Raw genomic sequence first — 18,496 nt, 5'->3', positions numbered from 1 at the left:
GATGCGACCCCTTTCCCTCTCCGGCGCCTGGGTGCACGAGCCGAAGATCTTCCCCGACGGCCGGGGCAGCTTCCACGAGTGGTTCAAGGCCCCGGTCTTCACCGAGGCGGCCGGCCACCCGTTCACGCTTGCCCAGGCCAACATGTCCGTCTCCAGCCGGGGCACCCTGCGCGGCATCCACTTCGCCGACGTGCCGCCCGGCCAGGCCAAGTACGTCAAGTGCGTGCGCGGCGCGGTCCTCGACGTGATCGTGGACATCCGGACCGGCTCGCCCACCTTCGGCCAGTGGGAGATGGTCCGCCTGGACGATCAGGACCACCACGCGGTCTACCTCTCCGAGGGCCTCGGCCACGGCTTCATGGCGCTCACCGAGGACGCCACCGTGATCTACCTCTGCTCCGAGGGGTACGCACCCGAGCGCGAGCACGGCATCCACCCGCTCGACCCGGCGCTCGGCATCGACTGGCCCGAGGGCCTCACGCCGCTGCTCTCCGCCAAGGACGAGCAGGCGCCCACCCTGGCCGGGGCCCGGGAACAGGGCCTGCTGCCCTCCTACGAGGAATGCGTGGCCTACCGGGAGAGCCTCGGCGGCTGAACCGGCCGGGTCGGACCGGCCCCGGCCGGTTCGGTGCAGTTCGGCACCCACCGTGGCCGCAAGGTCGTGAACATCGTTCCGGTCGCCCGATCGGAAGCTTCCGCGAGGCGGACCTCACTTCCCCGGCGGGAAGGCGGGTCCGCCTTTCGCGTGTCGACCAGGAAACACGTACGTGCACCGCACTGTCCCCGGAGGCACCCCACATGCCCCCTGGGCATGGCCGACGGCCCGCGTCGGACCGGGGCCGCGCCGAAGCCGGGCCGGTCGGTCCCCGCCCGGGTGACGAAGGACCCGGGCGGGCACAGGGGTGCCCGCCCGGCCGGCCGGGTCTCCCTCCCGGGCCGCTACCTCGTGTACGCCCCCGAGGACGCGGGCGTCCTCGCCCGGCCGGCACCCGCGACCGCCGGGATCAGCCGGGCCGGGGCATCCGACGAGCGGTCACGAGGATGACGCGATGGCTGCCCCGGCATCAGACCGTGCAGTTCGGACAGGTGCCGCGGTACGTCAGCTCGACGCCGGAGACCGTGTATCCGAAGCGTTCCGACTCCGGAAGGGCCGAGAGGGCGTCGCCCGTCGGGTGCACGTCGCGGATCGTTCCGCAGCGGTCGCAGAGCAGGTGGTGATGGGGACGGTGCGCGTTCGGGTCGTAGCGCGTGGCGCGGTGGTCGGTCGAGACCTCGACGAGCTCGCCCAGGGCCACCAGTTCGCCCAGGGTGTTGTAGACCGTCGCCCGGGAGATCTCGGGCAGCCGCTCCGTGGCGCGCGCGTGCACCTCGTCCGCGGTCAGGTGGATGTGGTCTCCGCCGAGCACCTCGGCCACGACGCGGCGCTGCGCGGTCAGGCGCCAGCCGCGTTCCCGAAGTCTCTTCAAGAGATCACTCATACACACCACCCTAACCAGCGAGGGAACCCATCTCAAGAACAGGTATGGTTCTGAAAGCCGCCTTGACTTAGACCTTGTCCAACGTAGGGTGTGTGTCGATGCGAGCCGTGGGGCGGCTTGCGCGGACACTCGGACGGCCAGGACCGCAGGCCTTGAATCCAAGCGAAGAACCACTCACCGAGGAGCGAGCTTTGACCGAGAACAACCAGAAGCCGTTGACCACGGCTGCCGGCGCGCCGGTTGCCGACAACCAGAACTCCCTGACGGCCGGTCCGCGCGGTCCGATGCTCCTGCAGGACGTCTGGTTCCTGGAGAAGCTCGCGCACTTCGACCGCGAGGTCATCCCGGAGCGTCGGATGCACGCCAAGGGCTCGGGCGCGTTCGGCACCTTCACGGTGACCCACGACATCACGCGGTACACGAGCGCCAAGATCTTCTCCGAGATCGGCAAGAAGACCGACCTGTTCGTCCGGTTCTCCACCGTCGCGGGTGAGCGCGGCGCGGCCGACGCCGAGCGCGACATCCGCGGCTTCGCCCTGAAGTTCTACACGGACGAGGGCAACTGGGACCTGGTCGGGAACAACACCCCGGTCTTCTTCTTCCGCGACCCGCTGAAGTTCCCGGACCTCAACCGCGCGGTGAAGCGCGACCCGCGCACCAACCTCCGCGACGCCGAGAACAACTGGGACTTCTGGACCAACCTCCCCGAGGCCCTGCACCAGATCACGATCGTGATGTCCGACCGCGGCATCCCCGCCTCGTACCGGCACATGCACGGCTTCGGCTCGCACACCTACAGCCTGATCAACGCCGAGGGCGAGCGGTTCTGGGTCAAGTTCCACCACCGCACCCAGCAGGGCATCAAGAACCTCACCGACGCCGAGGCCGAGGCCCTCGTCGGCAAGGACCGCGAGTCCCACCAGCGCGACCTCTACGACGCGATCGAGAACGGCGACTTCCCGAAGTGGAAGCTGTTCGTCCAGGTCATGCCGGAGGCCGACGCGGAGAACTACCGCTTCCACCCCTTCGACCTCACCAAGGTCTGGTCGAAGAAGGACTACCCGCTGATCGAGGTCGGCGAGTGGGAGCTCAACCGCAACCCCGAGAACTACTTCGCGGACGTCGAGCAGGCCGCCTTCACCCCGGCGAACGTGGTTCCGGGTATCAGCTACTCGCCCGACAAGATGCTGCAGGGCCGGCTCTTCTCCTACGGTGACGCCCAGCGCTACCGCCTCGGCGTGAACCACCACCAGATCCCCGTCAACGCCGCGAAGAACCCGGTGAACACCTACCACCGCGACGGCGCCATGCGGGTCGACGGCAACCAGGGATCCACCCCGGGCATCGAGCCCAACTCCTACGGCCGCTGGCCGGAGCAGCCGGCCTACCGCGAGCCGAGCCAGGCCGTGGGCGCCGTCGCCGACCGGTTCAACTTCCGTGAGGACGACGACAACTACTTCGAGCAGCCCGGCAACCTGTTCCGCCTGATGAGCTCCGAGCAGCAGCAGGTTCTCTTCGAGAACACGGCGCGCGCCATCAACGGCGCGTCGGAGCAGACCGTCGCACGGCACGTCGCCAACTGCACCAAGGCCGACCCGGCCTACGGCGAAGGCGTCCGCAAGGCGATCGAGGCCCTGGCCGCCGGCAGCCTCTGAGCCCGGCCGCTCGAAGGAGCGGGCAGTACGCCTCACACCGTGCCCGGCGCGGACCACACAGTGGCCCGCGCCGGGCACGGCGCAGTCACCGCCCGGCACCCCCGTGGGCACGACCGGCACAACCGTTTGACCAGCACTACCGCTCGATCAGGAGAGATGCGCATGAGCAGGGACGGTCTGACGCCTGAGCAGACGGAGCGCGTCGTGGCCCTCGCCATGGATCTGGCCCGTGAGGGCAGCACCGAGCAGGTGGTGGAGTTCGTGGAGCACGGGCTGCCGGTGGACGTGACCGATGCGGCCGGCAACACCCTGCTGATGCTCGCCGCCTATCACGGACACGCCGACACCGTGCGGGCCCTGATCCGGCTCGGCGCCGATCCGGATCTGCGCAACGCCCGGGACCAGGCTCCCCTCGCCGGCGCCCTGTTCAAGGGCGCGGACGAGGTGGTCGAGGTGCTGCGGGAGGCCGGTGCGGATCCGGACTCCGGCACGCCGACCGCGCGGGTCGCGGCGGCCATGTTCGGGCGCGCCCACCTGCTCGAGAGCTGACCTGCCGGCGGCGCCCCGTCCACCGGGCGCCCCGTCCACCGGGCGCCCCGTCCACCGGGCGCCCCGTCCACCGGACGCCCCGTCCACCGGACGCCCGTCACCGTCACCGGTGGTCCGGGCCCGGTTTGACCCCTTGGGCCACGCCCCGTAACCTTGGGCGTCGGCGTGTCCATCGGGACCGCCACATTCCCGTAAACCTCTTCCTCCCGGGTGCATGGACTGGCTCGGGAGAGGTTGCCCGCGTGTCTGTACGGTCGGGCGGCTGGCCTGCGGGGTGCCGTTCTTCGAGTGAGAGAGAGATCCGCGTGTACGCCATCGTGCGCAGCGGTGGTCGCCAGCACAAGGTTGCTGTCGGCGACATCGTTGAGGTTGACAAGATTTCCACCGCCAAGGTCGGCGACACGGTCGAGCTCTCGACCCTGCTCCTCGTCGACGGCGACGCCGTGACCAGCGACCCGTGGGTGCTGGGCGGGGTCAAGGTCCAGGCCGAGGTCGTGGACCACCACAAGGGCCAGAAGATCGACATTCTGCGCTACAAGAACAAGACCGGCTACCGCCGTCGTCAGGGCCACCGCCAGCAGTACACGGCGATCAAGGTCACTGAGATCCCCACGGCTGCGAAGTAAGGGACTGAGGAGAGATGGCACACAAGAAGGGCGCATCGTCCACCCGGAACGGTCGCGACTCCAATGCCCAGCGGCTCGGCGTGAAGCGCTTCGGCGGTCAGGTCGTCAACGCGGGTGAGATCCTCGTCCGTCAGCGTGGCACCCACTTCCACCCGGGCGCCGGCGTCGGCCGCGGTGGCGACGACACGCTGTTCGCGCTGGCGGCCGGTTCGGTGCAGTTCGGCACCCACCGTGGCCGCAAGGTCGTGAACATCGTTCCGGTCGCCTGATCGGAAGCTTTCGCGAGGCGGACCTCACTTCCCCGGCGGGAAGGCGGGTCCGCCTTTCGCGTGTTGACCAGGAAACACGTACGTACGCACACCGCACTGTCTCTGGAGGCACCCCACATGACCACCTTCGTGGACCGCGTCGAGCTGCATGTCGCCGCGGGTAGCGGAGGTCACGGCTGTGCCTCCGTCCACCGTGAGAAGTTCAAGCCGCTGGGCGGACCCGACGGCGGGAACGGCGGGCGGGGCGGCGATGTGATCCTCACCGTCGACCAGTCCGTGACCACGCTGCTCGACTACCACCACTCCCCGCACCGCAAGGCCACCAACGGCAAGCCCGGCGAGGGCGGCAACCGCAGCGGCAAGGACGGCCAGGACCTGGTCCTGCCGGTGCCGGACGGGACCGTCGTCCTGGACAGGGCGGGCAATGTGCTCGCCGACCTGGTGGGGCACGGGACCTCGTACATCGCCGCCCAGGGCGGCCGGGGCGGGCTCGGGAACGCCGCCCTCGCCTCCGCGCGGCGCAAGGCGCCCGGGTTCGCGCTCCTCGGCGAGCCGGGGGACCTGCGGGACATCGGCCTGGAGCTGAAGACCGTCGCCGACGTGGCGCTGGTCGGCTATCCGAGCGCGGGCAAGTCCTCGCTGATCTCCGTGCTCTCCGCCGCCAAGCCCAAGATCGCCGACTATCCGTTCACCACCCTCGTGCCCAACCTGGGTGTCGTCACCGCCGGTTCGACCGTCTACACCATCGCCGACGTGCCGGGGCTCATCCCGGGCGCCAGCCAGGGCAAGGGCCTCGGGCTCGAGTTCCTGCGGCACGTGGAGCGGTGCAGCGTGCTCGTGCACGTGCTGGACACGGCGACGCTGGAGTCCGACCGCGACCCCGTCTCCGACCTCGACATCATCGAGGAGGAGCTGCGGCAGTACGGCGGCCTGGACAACCGTCCCCGCGTCGTCGTCCTCAACAAGACCGACGTGCCGGACGGCAGGGACCTCGCCGAGATGGTGCGCCCCGATCTGGAGGCACGCGGCTACCGCGTCTTCGCGGTGTCCGCCGTCGCCCACCTCGGGCTGCGGGAACTGTCGTTCGCGCTGGCCCAGCTGGTGGCCGAGGCGCGGGCCGCCCGCCCGAAGCAGGAGGCGACGCGCATCGTCATCCGGCCGAAGGCCGTGGACGACGCCGGGTTCACCGTCACCCGCGAGGACGAGGGCCTGTTCCGGGTGCGGGGCGAGAAGCCCGAACGCTGGGTCCGCCAGACCGACTTCAACAACGACGAGGCCGTCGGCTACCTCGCCGACCGGCTCAACCGGGTCGGTGTGGAAGCGGCGCTGATGAAGGCCGGTGCCCGGTCCGGCGACGGTGTCGCCATCGGTCCCGAGGACAACGCGGTCGTCTTCGACTGGGAGCCGACGGTGACCGCCGGTGCGGAGATGCTCGGCCGGCGCGGCGAGGACCACCGTTTCGAGGAGCCCCGCCCGGCCGCCCAGCGCCGCCGCGACCGGCAGGCCGAACGGGACGAGGCCGAGCAGGCGTACGACGACTTCGATCCGTTCCGCGACAAGTCGTAGGGCGCGCGGGGCCGGCAGGGGGCAAGGGACCGCTCCGGCGGCGGGGTTCCTGACCGTCGCCCGCCGCTCACCTCGAGGACCCGCCCAGGCAACGGGACGTTCCCGTGCCGGGGCGGGTTTCCTCTTGTCTGCCCGCTTGTCATGAACGCGACTCTCCGGGTTCAGTGTGCGGACCATCCGGAGCGAGAGCTTCCCAGTGTCCACGACGCATGCGAGGCAGGGGAGTCCGCCCATGTCCGGAGCTGTACCGCCCGACCGCCGCCGCGTTCTGACCGCCGGCGCCGCCGCACTCGGCGCCGCGGCCTGTGCCCAACTGTGGCTGCCGGCCACGGCTCGCGCGGCAGAGCGAAAACCGTTGCCCGACGGGGTGTTCAGCCTGGGAGTGGCCTCCGGCGACCCGCTGCCCGACGGCGTCGTGCTGTGGACCCGGCTCGCCCCCGACCCCCTGAACGGCGGGGGCATGCCGGACCGCGCGGTACCCGTCGAGTGGCAGATCGCCGAGGACTCCCGCTTCCGGCGGATCGTCCGCCGGGGCACCGCGCAGGCCCGGCCCGCCTACGGGCACAGCGTCCACGTCGACGTACGCGGGCTGCGCCCCGACACCCGGTACTGGTACCGCTTCCGCGCCGACGGACAGCTCTCCCGCACCGGCCGCACCCGTACCGCGCCCCCCGCGCAGAGCGCGGGCGGGCACCTGAGGGTCGCGCTCGCCTCCTGCCAGAACTGGCAGCACGGCTACTTCACGCCGTACGCCGACATGCTGCAGCAGGACCCGGACGTCGTCGTGTTCGTCGGCGACTACATCTACGAGTCCAGCCCGTCGGCGACCGGTGTACGCCGTCACGAGGGCGGCGGGGAGCCGTACAGCCTGGTCCAGTACCGCAACCGGTACGCCCAGTACCGCTCGGACCCGGACCTCGCGGCGATGCACGCGAACGCGCCCTTCGTGGTCTCCTTCGACGACCACGAGGTCGACAACGACTTCGCCGGCGAGATCCCGCAGGACCCCGACAAGCAGCCGCACGACGCGTTCACGGCCCGGCTGACCGCGGGCTACCAGGCGTACTACGAGCACATGCCGGTCCGCGCGAGCGCCGTCCCGAACGGCCCGCACATCCGGATGCACCGCCGGCTGGAGTTCGGCCGGCTCGCCCGGCTCAACGTGCTGGACACCCGGCAGTACCGCAGCGACCAGGCGACCAGCCAGGAGGGCGCCCAGGACCCGTCGCTGACCATGCTCGGCGCCGCGCAGAAGCGGTGGCTGGTCGACGGACTGCGCCACTCGCCCGCCCGCTGGAACCTGATCGCCTCCCAGATCATGATGGCCGAGACCGACCTCCAGGTGGGTGAGGGCAAACTCTGGTTCTACGACGCCTGGGACGGCTACCAGAGCGAGCGCAACGCGCTGCTCCAGGAGTTCCGCAGGGTGAGCAACCCCGTCGTGCTCACCGGCGACCGCCATCTGACGATGATCAGCGACCTCAGGGCGGACTTCGCCGACCCGTCCTCCGCGGTCGTGGGCGCCGAGTTCGTCGGTACGTCCATCTCCAGCAACGGCGACCAGGACCAGGCCGCCTTCCGCGCGCAGTGGGACCCGCGGCGCGCCGACAACCCGCACTGGAAACTGCTCGACGCCCACCGCGGGTACCACCTGTTCGACATCCGCCGGGGCGGCATCGACGCGCGCGTGCGGGTGGTGGACACCGTGGTGAAGCCGCAGGCCACGCCGAGCACCCTGGCCGGCCTGCGGGTCGAGGCCGGCCGGCCCGGCGTGCACCTGGTCTGACGCCGCGGCCCGACGGGAGGGGCCCGGCGCTCACGCGGAGCCCGGGTCCCTCTCATGGCATCCTCAGCGAACCCTCCTACCATGCCTCCGCATGGACATGGACTGTACGAGAGAAGAACTCCCGGCCACCGGCACCGTCGTCCCCCCGCTGCCCGACGGCACCCGCCTGCTGCACATAGGCCCGCACAAGACCGGTACCACCGCCGTCCAGGGCGCGCTGTTCGCCGCGAAGGAGGAGATGGCGCGGCACGGCGTCGACTTCCCGGCGCACAGCCGGCACCCGATCGAGGCGGTCCTCGCCGCCTGTGCCCGGCCCGCGATGATGGGGGACACCGCCCCCACCGAGCACCACTGGCAGCGGCTGCTGGACCAGGTGCGGGCCACCGGCCGGCGCAGCTCCGTGCTCAGCAGCGAGTTCTTCGCGGACGCCGAGGAGGAGACGGCCATCGCCCGGATCGTCGAGCAGCTCGGCGGCACGGGGAGGGTGCACGTGCTGGTCACCCTGCGTCCCCTGGCACGGGTCATGCCCTCGCAGTGGCAGCAGTACGTGCAGAACGGGCTGCGCATGGACTACGAGCAGTGGCTGGAGCACATGCTCCGCCGGCCCCCGTACGACGAGCCCACCCCCAGTTTCTGGCGCCGGCACCGGCACGACCGGCTGGTCGAGCGGTGGGTCGGGGCGACCGGGCCGGACCGGGTGACCGTCGTGGTGGTCGACGACCGCGACCGGGACGCGCTGATGCGCACCTTCGAGGCGCTGCTCGGGCTCCCCGGGGGACTGCTGCGGCCGGTTCCGGAGACCGCGAACCGTTCCCTCACCCTCGCCGAGACCGAAATGCTGCGGAATCTTAATAAGGAATTCCGCGGCAATGGGCTTCCGGAGGAGCTGTATTCGAGGCTTGTGCGGCACGGCGCCATCGCGCACATGAAGAACTCGTGCAGTCCCACCCCGCAGGACGTGAAGATCCGTACCCCGCAATGGGCCCTGGAGGCCGCCGCCGGGATCGGCGCCGAGGTGGCCGGGCGGATCGGCGGCATGGGCGTGCGGGTCCTCGGCGACCCGGGACGGCTGTCCCGCGTACCGGAGTCCGGAGGGCCGGCGGGTGAGCCGCGGCTCGCTCCCGAAGTGGCCGCGCAGGCCCTGTTCGGGGTGCTGGCCACGGTCGCCGCGACGAACGCCACCGGCAGGGCGGACGGCACCGGCAAGGGGCGTAGCGTTCACCGGACATCGTCGAAGGAACTCGTGAAGGTCCTCGGTCACCGCTGCCTGAAGCGACTGGGTCTGCGCTGAGCGCGCCGGGGGCGTCCCACCCGTCACGCACGGCGAGGACGTGACTCCTGTGGAGTCACTCACGGCGATTCGCAGGGGGTTCCGGGAACCGTCACCCGTCACCAGGAGTCCCAGGTGAATGGCAGGTTGCGTGCACATATGCGGCGGAGGTCGCTCACCTTGCACTGCGGTAACCGCAAGTGGGACCATTTGGGAGTTCCCTGTCGCCCCAAGGTAGGTCACCTGTGTCCCAGCGCATAGCCAAGCCCCGTACCACCGCAGTGATCCTGGCCGGTGGCACCGGCCAGCGGGTGGGTCTTTCGATTCCCAAGCAGCTGCTGAAGATCGCCGGCAAGGCAGTCATCGAGCACACCCTGACCACCTTCGAGAACACCGACTCGATCGACGACATCATCGTGCTGATGGCGCCGGGCTATGTGCCCGACGTCGAGAAGATCGTCGCCAAGGCCGGGTTCAAGAAGGTCACCCGGGTCATCGAGGGCGGCTCGACGCGGAACGAGACCACCGAGCGGGCCATCTCCGCCCTCGGCGAGGGCCTGGCCGAGGGTGAGGACCGCAACGTCCTCTTCCACGACGCCGTCCGCCCCCTGCTGTCACAGCGCGTCATCGAGGACTGCGTGAGCGCCCTGGAGCGCTACCAGGCCGTCGACGTCGCCATCCCGTCCGCCGACACCATCATCGTCACGCGGACGCACGGTGAGGACGGCGAGTTCATCACCGAGATCCCGGACCGCTCCCGGCTGCGCCGCGGACAGACTCCGCAGGCGTTCAAGCTGTCCACGATCCGCCGCGCCTACGAGGTCGCCGCCGACGACCCCAACTTCCAGGCCACGGACGACTGCTCGGTCGTGCTCAAGTACCTGCCCGACGTGCCGATCCACGTCGTCGCGGGCGACGAGTACAACATGAAGGTCACCCAGCCGGTCGACGTCTTCATCGCCGACAAGCTGTTCCAGCTCGCCTCCACGGCCACCCCCGAGCAGATGGGGGAGGGCGCCTACCGCGAGCTGCTCACCGGCAAGACGGTCGTCGTCTTCGGCGGTTCGTACGGCATCGGCAAGGACATCTGCCAGCTCGCCGAGTCCTACGGCGCCACCGTGTACGCGCTCGGCCGCTCCACCACCGGCACCCACGTGGAGAACCCGGAGGAGGTCGACGACGCGCTGTCCAAGGCGTACGCCGAGACCGGCCGCATCGACTACGTCGTCAACACGGCCGGTGTGCTGCGCATCGGGAAGCTGGCCGAGACCGACAACGCCACCATCGAGGAGGCGCTGAAGGTCAACTACCTGGCACCCGTGCAGATCGCCCGGTCGGCGTACAAGTACCTCGCCGAGAGCAAGGGGCAGCTGCTGCTCTACACCTCCAGCAGTTACACCCGGGGGCGCGCCGAGTACAGCCTCTACTCCTCGACCAAGGCCGCGATGGTCAACCTCACCCAGGCCCTGGCCGACGAGTGGGCAGGCGAAGGCATCCGCGTCAACTGCGTCAACCCGGAGCGCACCGCCACGCCGATGCGGACCAAGGCTTTCGGCCAGGAGCCGGCGGGCAGCCTGCTGTCCTCCGAGGCGGTGGCCCGTACGTCCCTGGACGTGCTGCTCTCCGAGCTCACCGGCCATGTCATCGACGTGCGGCAGCAGGACCCGACGGCGGGCGCGGCCCGTGCCAGCGGCTTCGAGCAGGCGCTGGCGTCGGTGCTGGACCGTCAGGACGGCGTGTAATAATCGACGGCAAATAGACTCCGGTAATTCAGGCCTCTGCGGCCTCCCGTTCACGCAGTTCCTGCGCGGGTGTTCGCGGGGGCCTGAATCCGTCGTCACCGAATTACCCACAGGCACAAACCGGCACTCACCCTCCAAGAGCAGGTTTCTCCGTTGATATCCACCGCTATTCGCGTCGCCCGGGTGGGCAGCGCGGCCGAGCTGGCCGCGGCGGTCCTCGTGATGCTGGGCTTCCCCTGCCTCATGCTGGCCGCGCTCGTCCCGAGCGTCCCCGCCTTCGCGGCAGCGGCCGCCGTGACGTACCTGGCGGACCACTACCTGCACCGCAGGGGCAGCTATCTGGTCAACCGCCTCAGCAAGGTGCGGGCGGGCCTGTCGATCCGCTTCCTGATCCGGCAGCTGCTGCTGATCCTGCTGCTGGCCCGGCTGTCCCTCGCGGACAACCTGATCTACTACGGAGCGATCGCCTGCTTCATCGCGTTCTACGGCCTGCAGGCCCCGCACGGCGCGCTGACCACGCTGATCCGCAACCGCCGGCGCATGCCGGTGGCCACCCGCAACGTGGACCTGGCGTCCCGCGTCCGCATCCCGGACGCGCCGCCGCGCGTGCTGACGCACCGCGCCGCGGAGAAGATGCTCCACCTCGACCTGGCGGCGGTCGTCGGCATACTCCTCGCCGCGGCCCTCGACTCGGCCGTCGTCGGCTTCGCCGGCATCGGCGTCACGGTGCTGCTGGGCCTCCTGTACGTGCTGGCCCTGGTGCCCTACGTACGCGGCCGGCGGACACCGCCGAAGGCCGACCGGGTTCTGGTGGCGGCCGACGACTGGCTGCGCGAGTACCGGCCGGAGACGGTGCTGTACTTCTCCGGCTCCAAGGACTCCGCGTACCAGGTCAACATGTGGCTGGAGACCATGGAGCAGCTGGACACGCGGCCGCTGGTCATCCTGCGCGAGCGGGTCATACTGAACAACCTGGCCCCCACCACGGTCCCGGTCGTCTGCGTGCCCGGAGGGGTGCACCTGATGAACCTGGACCTGTCCACGGTGCGGGTCGCGCTGTACGCGGCGAACGTCGGCAAGAACATCCACCTGCTGCGCGTACCGACCATGAAGCACGTCTTCATCGGCCACGGCGACAGCGACAAGCTCGCCAGCGTCAACCCGTTCAGCAAGGTCTACGACGAGGTGTGGACGGCCGGCCGCGCGGGCCGCGACCGCTACGCCATCGCCGACGTCGGCGTCCGTGACGACGACATCGTCGAGGTCGGCCGCCCGCAGCTGGCCCCCATCGAGACCCGGCAGGCCGCGGCCGCGGGCTCCGCCGAGGGGCACCGCCCGACGGTTCTGTACGCCCCCACCTGGGAGGGCTGGGACGACAACCCGGGCAACACCTCGCTCCTGCTGGCCGGTGAGAACATCGTGAAGCGGCTGATCACGGCCGACCCCGCGGTGCGTGTCCTCTACAAGCCGCACCCCTTCACCGGCACCCGCAGCGCGCAGGCCAAGGCCGCCCATCTGCGGATCACCGCGCTGATCGAGCAGGCCGCCGCCGAGCGCGCGGCCGACCCCCGTTTCACCGTCGACTCGGCGGCGCAGGACCGGGCGCGGAGCGAACTGGCCCGTATCGAAGCCCGGCTGGCCGAACTGACCGGCTCCGCAGACAAGGGCGACGAGGCGGAGGCCAGCCGCGACGGCGTGATCGACGTGGCCCTGCACGAGGAGACCGCGCGGCTGCGTGCCGAGTGGAACACCGCGTACTGGAGCTCCTTCCCCGACTGGGAGCACCGCGTCATCACGGGCGCCCAGCCGCGCCTGTACGACTGCTTCAACGTGTCCGACGCGATGGTCTCCGACATCTCCAGCGTCGTCTCCGACTTCATCGCCAGCGGCAAGCCGTACGCCGTCACCGACTCGGCCGGGCTGGGCGTGGAGGAGTTCAAGCGGCAGAACACGGCGGTGCGCGCCGCGGTGATCCTGTCCAACGACGCGGCCGGGCTGGCCGAGCTGCTCGAGGCGGTCCGCACCCCGGCGGCCGACTCCCTGGCCGGGGAGCGGGGCGAGCTCAAGCGTTACCTGCTGGGCCCGGACGAGCCGACGTCCATCGACCAGTTCAACGCGGCGGTCGGCCGGCTCGCCCGGAAGGCCGAGACGCGCAACCTCGGCCAGGAGTCCCGTATCACGGTCGGCGGCCCGGACGTGGAACCGGCGGACGCGCTGCCCGCGCAGCCGGCGTCCGTCACCGGCGAGCCGGACGGCACCGGAGCGAACTGACCGGATCCGGACACCCGGAACCCCTCCGGACACCTGACAGGGCTCGGCCCCCGAGGAGCGACACCTCGGGGGCCGAGCCCAGTCGCGTCCGCGACCTCCGCCGGGCTCCCGCAACACCCGTGTGGCGCAGGCCACCGAACGACGGTCCGGGGCAACCTTCTTCCTCGAACACCCGTCTAACAGAAGGACAATGAGCTTATGCGAAGTGAAATATCCCGTAACTAGGGGGGAACGTGACCGTGGCGCAGCCTGATGTCACCGTGGTCATCGGGGCGTACGAAGCGATGCCGTACCTGGTCGAATGCCTCGCCTCGGTGGAGGCGCAGACCATCGACCCGGAGCGCGTCGAGGTCGTCGCCGTCGACGACGGCTCGACGGACGGCACGGGGGAGTACCTGGAGGAGTTCGCGGACCGTGCGCCCATGCGGGTCACGGTGATCCGGCAGGCGAACTCGGGTGGCCCCAGCGGCCCGCGCAACGTCGGTCTGGACAAGGCGGCCGGGCGCTACGTGTTCTTCCTGGACGCCGACGACCGGCTGGGCCCCGAGGCCCTCGAGCGGATGGTCGCCATGGCGGACCGGGCCGGCACCGATGTCGTCCTGGGACGGATCGAGGGCGTCAACCGCGGCGCCCCGAAGTCGATGTGGGGCCGCACGGTGGAGCGCACCGACGTGCACTCCTCCAACATCATGTTCACCCTCAGCGCGCAGAAGCTGTTCCGCCGGGCCCTGCTGGAGCGGCACGGCTTACGGTTCGACGAGTCGCTCTACACCGGCGAGGACGCGCTGTTCACCATGGAGGCGTACCTCAGGGCGGACGGCGTCTCCGTGGTCGCCGACCACACCTGCTACTACCTGGTGGGCCGCGACGACGGCAAGCACGTGACCAAGAGCGGGAGCTACGCCCTGCGGTTCGACTCCGCACGCCTCCTGACGAACCTGATCGCCGACCTGGTCCCCGAGGGACCGCAGCGTGACCGGCTGATGGTGCGGCCCTTCACCATCACCCTGCTCCCGCAGTTCGGCCCCGGATTCCTCAAGGACAGCGACCGGGTGCGGCGGCACAAACTGGAGCTGGCGAAGCCGCTGACGGACGCCCACTGGACCGAGGACGTCGCCCGGCACCTGAAGGTCGAGGAACGGCTGCGGCTGCACCTGGTGGCTCAGCAGCGGCTCGAACTCCTCACCGAAGCGGTGAAGTTCACGGCGTCGAAGAAGCAGGCGCCGGTCCTGCTGGAGCGGCGGGGCCGACGCGTCTACCTCGCCTACCCGCACTTCCGCGACCGGGCGGCGGGCATCCCCGACTCCGTCTACCTCGCCGCGCCCCGCGAGGCCCGCGGCTTCCCCGGCTACCGCGAGGGCGGCACGAGGACCGTCCTGCGCCGCGCCGCCCGCCGGGCCCGCCGCCTGCTGGCACCCGCCGAGAAGGTCACACCGGAGGCGCCGACCGCGACGGCGGCGTGACGGGCGGTGCCGCCTCGGCGTCGGCTGCGGTACCGGCTCCCGTACCGGCGTCGGATTCCCGGCGCTGACCGGGCAGACCGGGCTGGCCGGGCAGACCGGGCAGCAGGTCCTCCATGAGCCGCTGAGGGTGTGGATGCCCCTGTGCCCCGGCCTGTTCACCGCACGCCCTGTGGTTCAGGGCCGCCGTGTACAGGCCGCGCAGGGCCGTGTTGCAGCGCTCCTGGGACGTCGGCTCGTCGGGGCCCATCAGCCGCAGTTTCAACTCCGCTCGGGCGTGCGCCAGTCCGTCCTTCTCCGGGTGCCGGACCGCCTCCAGCAGCGCAGGCACCCCGCCCGCGTCCGGGGTCAGCACGGTCGCCGCCGCCACCGTCGGGAACTCGGCGCGGAAGGCCTCCTCGGACAGCCCGCCGGTGTTCGCCACCGCGTACGGCTTGCCACTGGCGAGGAAGTCGCTGATGACGCTGGACACATCACTGATCAGCAGGTCGGCGACGTTGAAGCAGGCGTACAGGGCGGGCCGTACGCCCGTGACGACCTGGTGCTCGTCCGCCGGCAGCGACGCCCAGTACGCCTCCTCCCAGGCCGCCGTGGCCCTCGCCACCGCCTCGGCCCGTCCGGGCGGAGGAGCGGACTGGGCCAGCATCCTCTCCACCTGGTCGGCGCCCTCCCGGACCCCGGCCGCCGTGAGCCGGTCCAGCTCCGCCGTGAGCCGGTCCAGCTCCGGGGCGGATCGCGCGGGTTCCGCGGATGCCGCGGGCCGCTCCCGGTTCGCCGCCCGGATCAGGTCCCGGATGCGGCGGTCGGCGGCTCCCGCCGCCGGCCGCACCGAGCCGGTCAGCGGGTGCGGCTTGTACAGCAGCCGCACACCCGGGTCCGCGAGCAGCGCCCGGACGAGGTTCTCCCCGGCCGAGACCACCGAGGTGTTGCCCGGGTTGCCGTCCCAGCCCTCCCAGGTCGGCGCGTACAGCACAGTGGTGCGGGCACCGGCGGCCGGGGTGCCCGACCGGGGGCGCACGGCGTCCAGTGGGGGCCGGCCGATCTCCACCACGTCCTTGTCCTCGACCCCGACCGCCGCCCGCGCGTACCGCTCGCGGGCCTGCGGACCGGCCACCCACACCTCGTCGTACGCCTTCGCGTACGGGTTGCAGGACGACAGCTTGTCGCTCTCGCCGTGGTTGACGAAGGCGTGCTTGATCGTGGGGATGCGCAGCACCTGCGAGGTCTTGCCGGAGTTCGACGGGTGGATGAGGACCCGCAGTGTGGAGTGTTCGAGGCGCATGAGGGTGGACACCTTCGGCAGGCACACGACGGGGATGTCGGTCGCCGCGATCCTCGCCACCATGAACCGCTCGCGCAGGATGACGACAGGCCGTCCGTCGAGCCTGCTCATCGTCTCCAGCCACATGTTGGCCTGGTAGGCGGAGGACACCCCGCCGGAGAAGTACAGGCCGACCGTGGGCCGGTAGTCGGCCAGCCAGGTGTCGAACCAGTCGAGTACCTCCTGCTCGCCCGCCGGACGCCGGGAGGGCAGCAGCCGCACCAGCAGCACCCCCAGGCCCGCCGCCGCGAGCAGCAGCGCCGACCCGATCCCGGCTGCCGCGGGCAAGGGCTGCCGGGTCACCGCCGTCGCGGCCAGGCCGACGGTCGTGGGCAGGCCGAGGAGCAGCAGCCGGTAGCCGGGGCGGCGCAGCAGTGCGGCCGGCGCGGGGGACAGGCGCAGCGCCGAGGCGTCGATGTTGCGCGTCACCACGGGAAGGGTGCGGGTACGGCGGACCAGGACGGACACCGCCTGGATCGCGCAGTGCAGCGCGTAGAAGGCCAGCAGACCGGCGACCAGCCACGCGTACTGCGGCTCCCGGTCGTGCTCCCCGAGCCGCAACAGGCCCACCGTCAGGAGCAGATCGCGCAGCAGATGGCGGACGGTGATGTCCGCGTGCGACTTGGCCAGCAGCGACAGGATGCCGGGCTGCCACCGGTACAGCACGCCCTCGACCGCCAGGGACACGGCGGTCGCGGCGAGCAGCAGCGGGACGTCCGGGAGCAGGGCCCCGGCGGTCTGCGCCACGAAGGCGCCGGCCAGGACGGCCGCCACCAGCACTCCGGCGACGAGCGGACGGCCGGAGGGCCGGGGCGAGGCACGGCGCCGGCGGACGCCCGCCGTGAGCCGACGACGGGATCGTGACGGCCGGCCGGACCGGGACGGCCGACCGGATCGGGACAGGGGCAGGGGCACGCGGTCACTCCAGGGTTCGTCGCGGAGACGGACGTCCGGGTTAACGCGTACCGACGTCCGGACGACACGCGCGTGTCCGCAACGTGTGGAGTGGGCGCTGACTGCCAAAGCCCCCGGGGGTCCGGAGGAGCGGAGAGGCCCTGCCCGCGCCCGCCCTGGAAGGCTCGTCGCAGCGGGCGGTACACCGAGCCGGTGGGCCCTGCGGTACACCGAGCCGGTGGCGGGGAGCGGCCGGGGTGGTCTTCGCGGCGCCGGTCCTGGCCCCCGTCCTGGCCGCGGACCTGCTCATCGTCTTGACGCAGGCCGGTTCCCCCTTCGGCTTGGCGTGTCGGCCGCGCTCAGTTCGCCGACCCGGGTGCGCAGCCGGCCGAAGCGTACGACGAGCGAGGCCGGATCGGTGTCGGTCCACGGGCGGACACCGCCGGGGAAGTCCAGCGAGCGGGGACCGAGGGCGCGGGGCACAGGGACCCGGGCCGCGAGGCAGGCCGGCCAAGTCGCACGGCGCACGGGACGCGACGCCGCCCGGACCGTCGGTGACGGGAGGTGGGATCTCCCCGGCCGTGGCCGAGGAGACGCGGAGCACGAGCGGGAAGGCCGTTGCCGCCCTGGCCGAGGCGGCCGCGACGGACCGGGGCCGGGTACTGGACTACTGGAAGGCCGGCGGCCCCGGTGTCAAGGCGGCGGCCGAGGCGGCGCTGACCGGCAGTGAAGCCGATGTACAGCAGTTCCTGACGGTCGCCGAGGAACTGCTGCTGCAGGACGAAAGGGTGAGCGCGGCCCAGATCGCCAGTGTCGGCGGCTCGGAACTCGTGGTCGCGGCACGCACCGCGCTGGCCGGCACCCAGGAAGACCTGGAGATCTTCCTGAGCTGGGGCTGGGAAGCCCCGGCCCAGCAGGACAACCGGGTGCGGGTGGCCCAGATCATCGACGCGGGCGGCCCGAACGTCCAGGAGGCCGGCCGGGCCGCGCTGGAGGGCGGATCGGGAGAGATCCAGAAGTTCCTGGAGGAGGGGCAGTACACCTGGCAGGAGCAGGACGACCGGGTGCAGCTCACCCAGATCGTCAGTGTGGGCGGGCCCAACGTGCGGGCCGCCGGCCGCCTCGCGCTGAGCGGCGGAGCCGACGAGATTCGTGAGTTTCTCGAGATCGGCCAGTTCGTAGCGCGGAACAAGGACGAGGAACACGCCACGATCGCCGAGCTGGCGGCCCAGGCGAAGGAGGCCGGGCGGCAGGCCGCAGCGGAGACCAAGGCGGCAGAGGCGGAGTCCGCCAAGGCCGTGGAAGCGGCGAAACTGGCGAAGGAAGCGGCCCAGCGGGCCGCGGCCGAGGCCAAGGTGGCCAAGGACGACACACAGCGGGCGGCGAGTGCCGCCGGGCGCGCGGCGAAGGCCGCCTCGCAGGCGGCCACGGCCGCGCAGCGGGCCATCGGCGCGGCGCGGGCGGCGAACAACTCGGCCAGGGTCGCCGCGAACGCGGCGGCTCAGGCGGCCTCGGCCGCGGCCGGTGCCTCGCAGGCGGCGGCGCGGGCGAGGAACGCCGCGGCGAACGCGGCGGTGGACGCCTCGAACGCCGACGCGGCACGCCGGGC

14 protein-coding genes and 1 pseudogene are annotated in these 18,496 nt (G+C 71.4%); 13 read left to right on the top strand and 2 right to left on the bottom strand.

Annotated features, from left to right (window positions below; translation table 11 throughout):
- Position 1 precedes the first annotated feature (1 nt).
- Both rfbC and ACFWVE_RS14025 read left to right on the top strand, forming a co-directional pair.
- Positions 2-595: a dTDP-4-dehydrorhamnose 3,5-epimerase gene (rfbC, locus tag ACFWVE_RS14030; RefSeq protein WP_384012717.1), complete on the top strand. Its 594-nt coding sequence runs from the start codon at positions 2-4 to the stop codon at positions 593-595.
- 210 nt (positions 596-805) lie between these two features.
- Positions 806-1,039: pseudogene (locus ACFWVE_RS14025) on the top strand (hypothetical protein); the annotation flags it as partial.
- A 25-nt stretch (positions 1,040-1,064) separates the two neighbouring features.
- Here ACFWVE_RS14025 and ACFWVE_RS14020 read toward each other — a convergent pair.
- On the bottom strand, positions 1,065-1,478 hold the full coding sequence (locus tag ACFWVE_RS14020; RefSeq protein WP_384012714.1) for a Fur family transcriptional regulator: 414 nt from the start codon (positions 1,476-1,478) through the stop codon (positions 1,065-1,067).
- A gap of 191 nt (positions 1,479-1,669) precedes the next feature.
- On the opposite strand from ACFWVE_RS14020, the gene ACFWVE_RS14015 reads away from it, so the two are divergent.
- The 10 genes from ACFWVE_RS14015 to ACFWVE_RS13970 all read left to right on the top strand — a co-directional run bounded on the left by ACFWVE_RS14015 (position 1,670) and on the right by ACFWVE_RS13970 (position 14,675).
- The gene (locus ACFWVE_RS14015) at positions 1,670-3,133 is read left to right on the top strand and encodes a catalase (RefSeq protein WP_384012711.1); all 1,464 of its coding nucleotides are present in this window, start codon (positions 1,670-1,672) and stop codon (positions 3,131-3,133) included.
- Positions 3,134-3,295: 162 nt separating this feature from the next.
- The gene (locus tag ACFWVE_RS14010) at positions 3,296-3,682 is read left to right on the top strand and encodes an ankyrin repeat domain-containing protein (RefSeq protein WP_384012708.1); all 387 of its coding nucleotides are present in this window, start codon (positions 3,296-3,298) and stop codon (positions 3,680-3,682) included.
- Positions 3,683-3,987: 305 nt separating this feature from the next.
- On the top strand, positions 3,988-4,308 hold the full coding sequence (gene rplU / locus ACFWVE_RS14005) for a 50S ribosomal protein L21 (RefSeq protein WP_384012705.1): 321 nt from the start codon (positions 3,988-3,990) through the stop codon (positions 4,306-4,308).
- Positions 4,309-4,322: 14 nt separating this feature from the next.
- Positions 4,323-4,577, top strand: a complete 255-nt coding sequence (rpmA, locus tag ACFWVE_RS14000; RefSeq protein ID WP_042172004.1) for a 50S ribosomal protein L27 — start codon at positions 4,323-4,325, stop codon at positions 4,575-4,577.
- A gap of 117 nt (positions 4,578-4,694) precedes the next feature.
- Entirely contained in the window at positions 4,695-6,143 is a 1,449-nt protein-coding gene (obgE, locus tag ACFWVE_RS13995; protein ID WP_384012702.1) for a GTPase ObgE, read from the top strand.
- A gap of 232 nt (positions 6,144-6,375) precedes the next feature.
- On the top strand, positions 6,376-7,929 hold the full coding sequence (locus ACFWVE_RS13990) for an alkaline phosphatase D family protein (protein WP_384012699.1): 1,554 nt from the start codon (positions 6,376-6,378) through the stop codon (positions 7,927-7,929).
- Between the two features lie 91 nt (positions 7,930-8,020).
- On the top strand, positions 8,021-9,220 hold the full coding sequence (locus tag ACFWVE_RS13985; RefSeq protein ID WP_384012696.1) for a hypothetical protein: 1,200 nt from the start codon (positions 8,021-8,023) through the stop codon (positions 9,218-9,220).
- A gap of 224 nt (positions 9,221-9,444) precedes the next feature.
- On the top strand, positions 9,445-10,941 hold the full coding sequence (locus ACFWVE_RS13980) for a D-ribitol-5-phosphate cytidylyltransferase (RefSeq protein WP_384012693.1): 1,497 nt from the start codon (positions 9,445-9,447) through the stop codon (positions 10,939-10,941).
- 153 nt (positions 10,942-11,094) lie between these two features.
- Complete coding sequence (locus ACFWVE_RS13975; RefSeq protein ID WP_384012690.1) at positions 11,095-13,212, top strand: hypothetical protein; 2,118 nt, start codon at positions 11,095-11,097, stop codon at positions 13,210-13,212.
- Between the two features lie 233 nt (positions 13,213-13,445).
- A complete protein-coding gene (locus ACFWVE_RS13970) occupies positions 13,446-14,675 on the top strand; it encodes a glycosyltransferase family 2 protein (RefSeq protein WP_384012687.1) in 1,230 nt (409 codons plus the stop codon).
- Here ACFWVE_RS13970 and ACFWVE_RS13965 read toward each other — a convergent pair.
- A complete protein-coding gene (locus tag ACFWVE_RS13965; RefSeq protein WP_384012684.1) occupies positions 14,641-16,767 on the bottom strand; it encodes a hypothetical protein in 2,127 nt (708 codons plus the stop codon). The two genes, ACFWVE_RS13970 and ACFWVE_RS13965, sit on opposite strands and share 35 nt — an antisense overlap.
- 701 nt (positions 16,768-17,468) lie before the next feature.
- Between ACFWVE_RS13965 and ACFWVE_RS13960 the strand changes: the two genes are divergently transcribed.
- A partial coding sequence (locus tag ACFWVE_RS13960) for an ALF repeat-containing protein (RefSeq protein ID WP_384012681.1) occupies positions 17,469-18,496 on the top strand: 1,028 nt, incomplete at its 3' end.

Origin of the sequence: Streptomyces sp. NPDC058632, assembly GCF_042717095.1 — a bacterium.
GTDB lineage: Bacteria > Actinomycetota > Actinomycetes > Streptomycetales > Streptomycetaceae > Streptomyces.
This window is presented reverse-complemented; position numbering and strand designations above follow the sequence as displayed.

Coding starts and splice junctions, on each gene's coding strand:
- rfbC (WP_384012717.1), top strand. CDS start 2: ATGCGACCCCTTTCCCTCTCCGGCGCCTGGGTGCACGAGCCGAAGATC.
- ACFWVE_RS14020 (WP_384012714.1), bottom strand. CDS start 1,478: ATGAGTGATCTCTTGAAGAGACTTCGGGAACGCGGCTGGCGCCTGACC.
- ACFWVE_RS14010 (WP_384012708.1), top strand. CDS start 3,296: ATGAGCAGGGACGGTCTGACGCCTGAGCAGACGGAGCGCGTCGTGGCC.
- rpmA (WP_042172004.1), top strand. CDS start 4,323: ATGGCACACAAGAAGGGCGCATCGTCCACCCGGAACGGTCGCGACTCC.
- obgE (WP_384012702.1), top strand. CDS start 4,695: ATGACCACCTTCGTGGACCGCGTCGAGCTGCATGTCGCCGCGGGTAGC.
- ACFWVE_RS13990 (WP_384012699.1), top strand. CDS start 6,376: ATGTCCGGAGCTGTACCGCCCGACCGCCGCCGCGTTCTGACCGCCGGC.
- ACFWVE_RS13985 (WP_384012696.1), top strand. CDS start 8,021: ATGGACATGGACTGTACGAGAGAAGAACTCCCGGCCACCGGCACCGTC.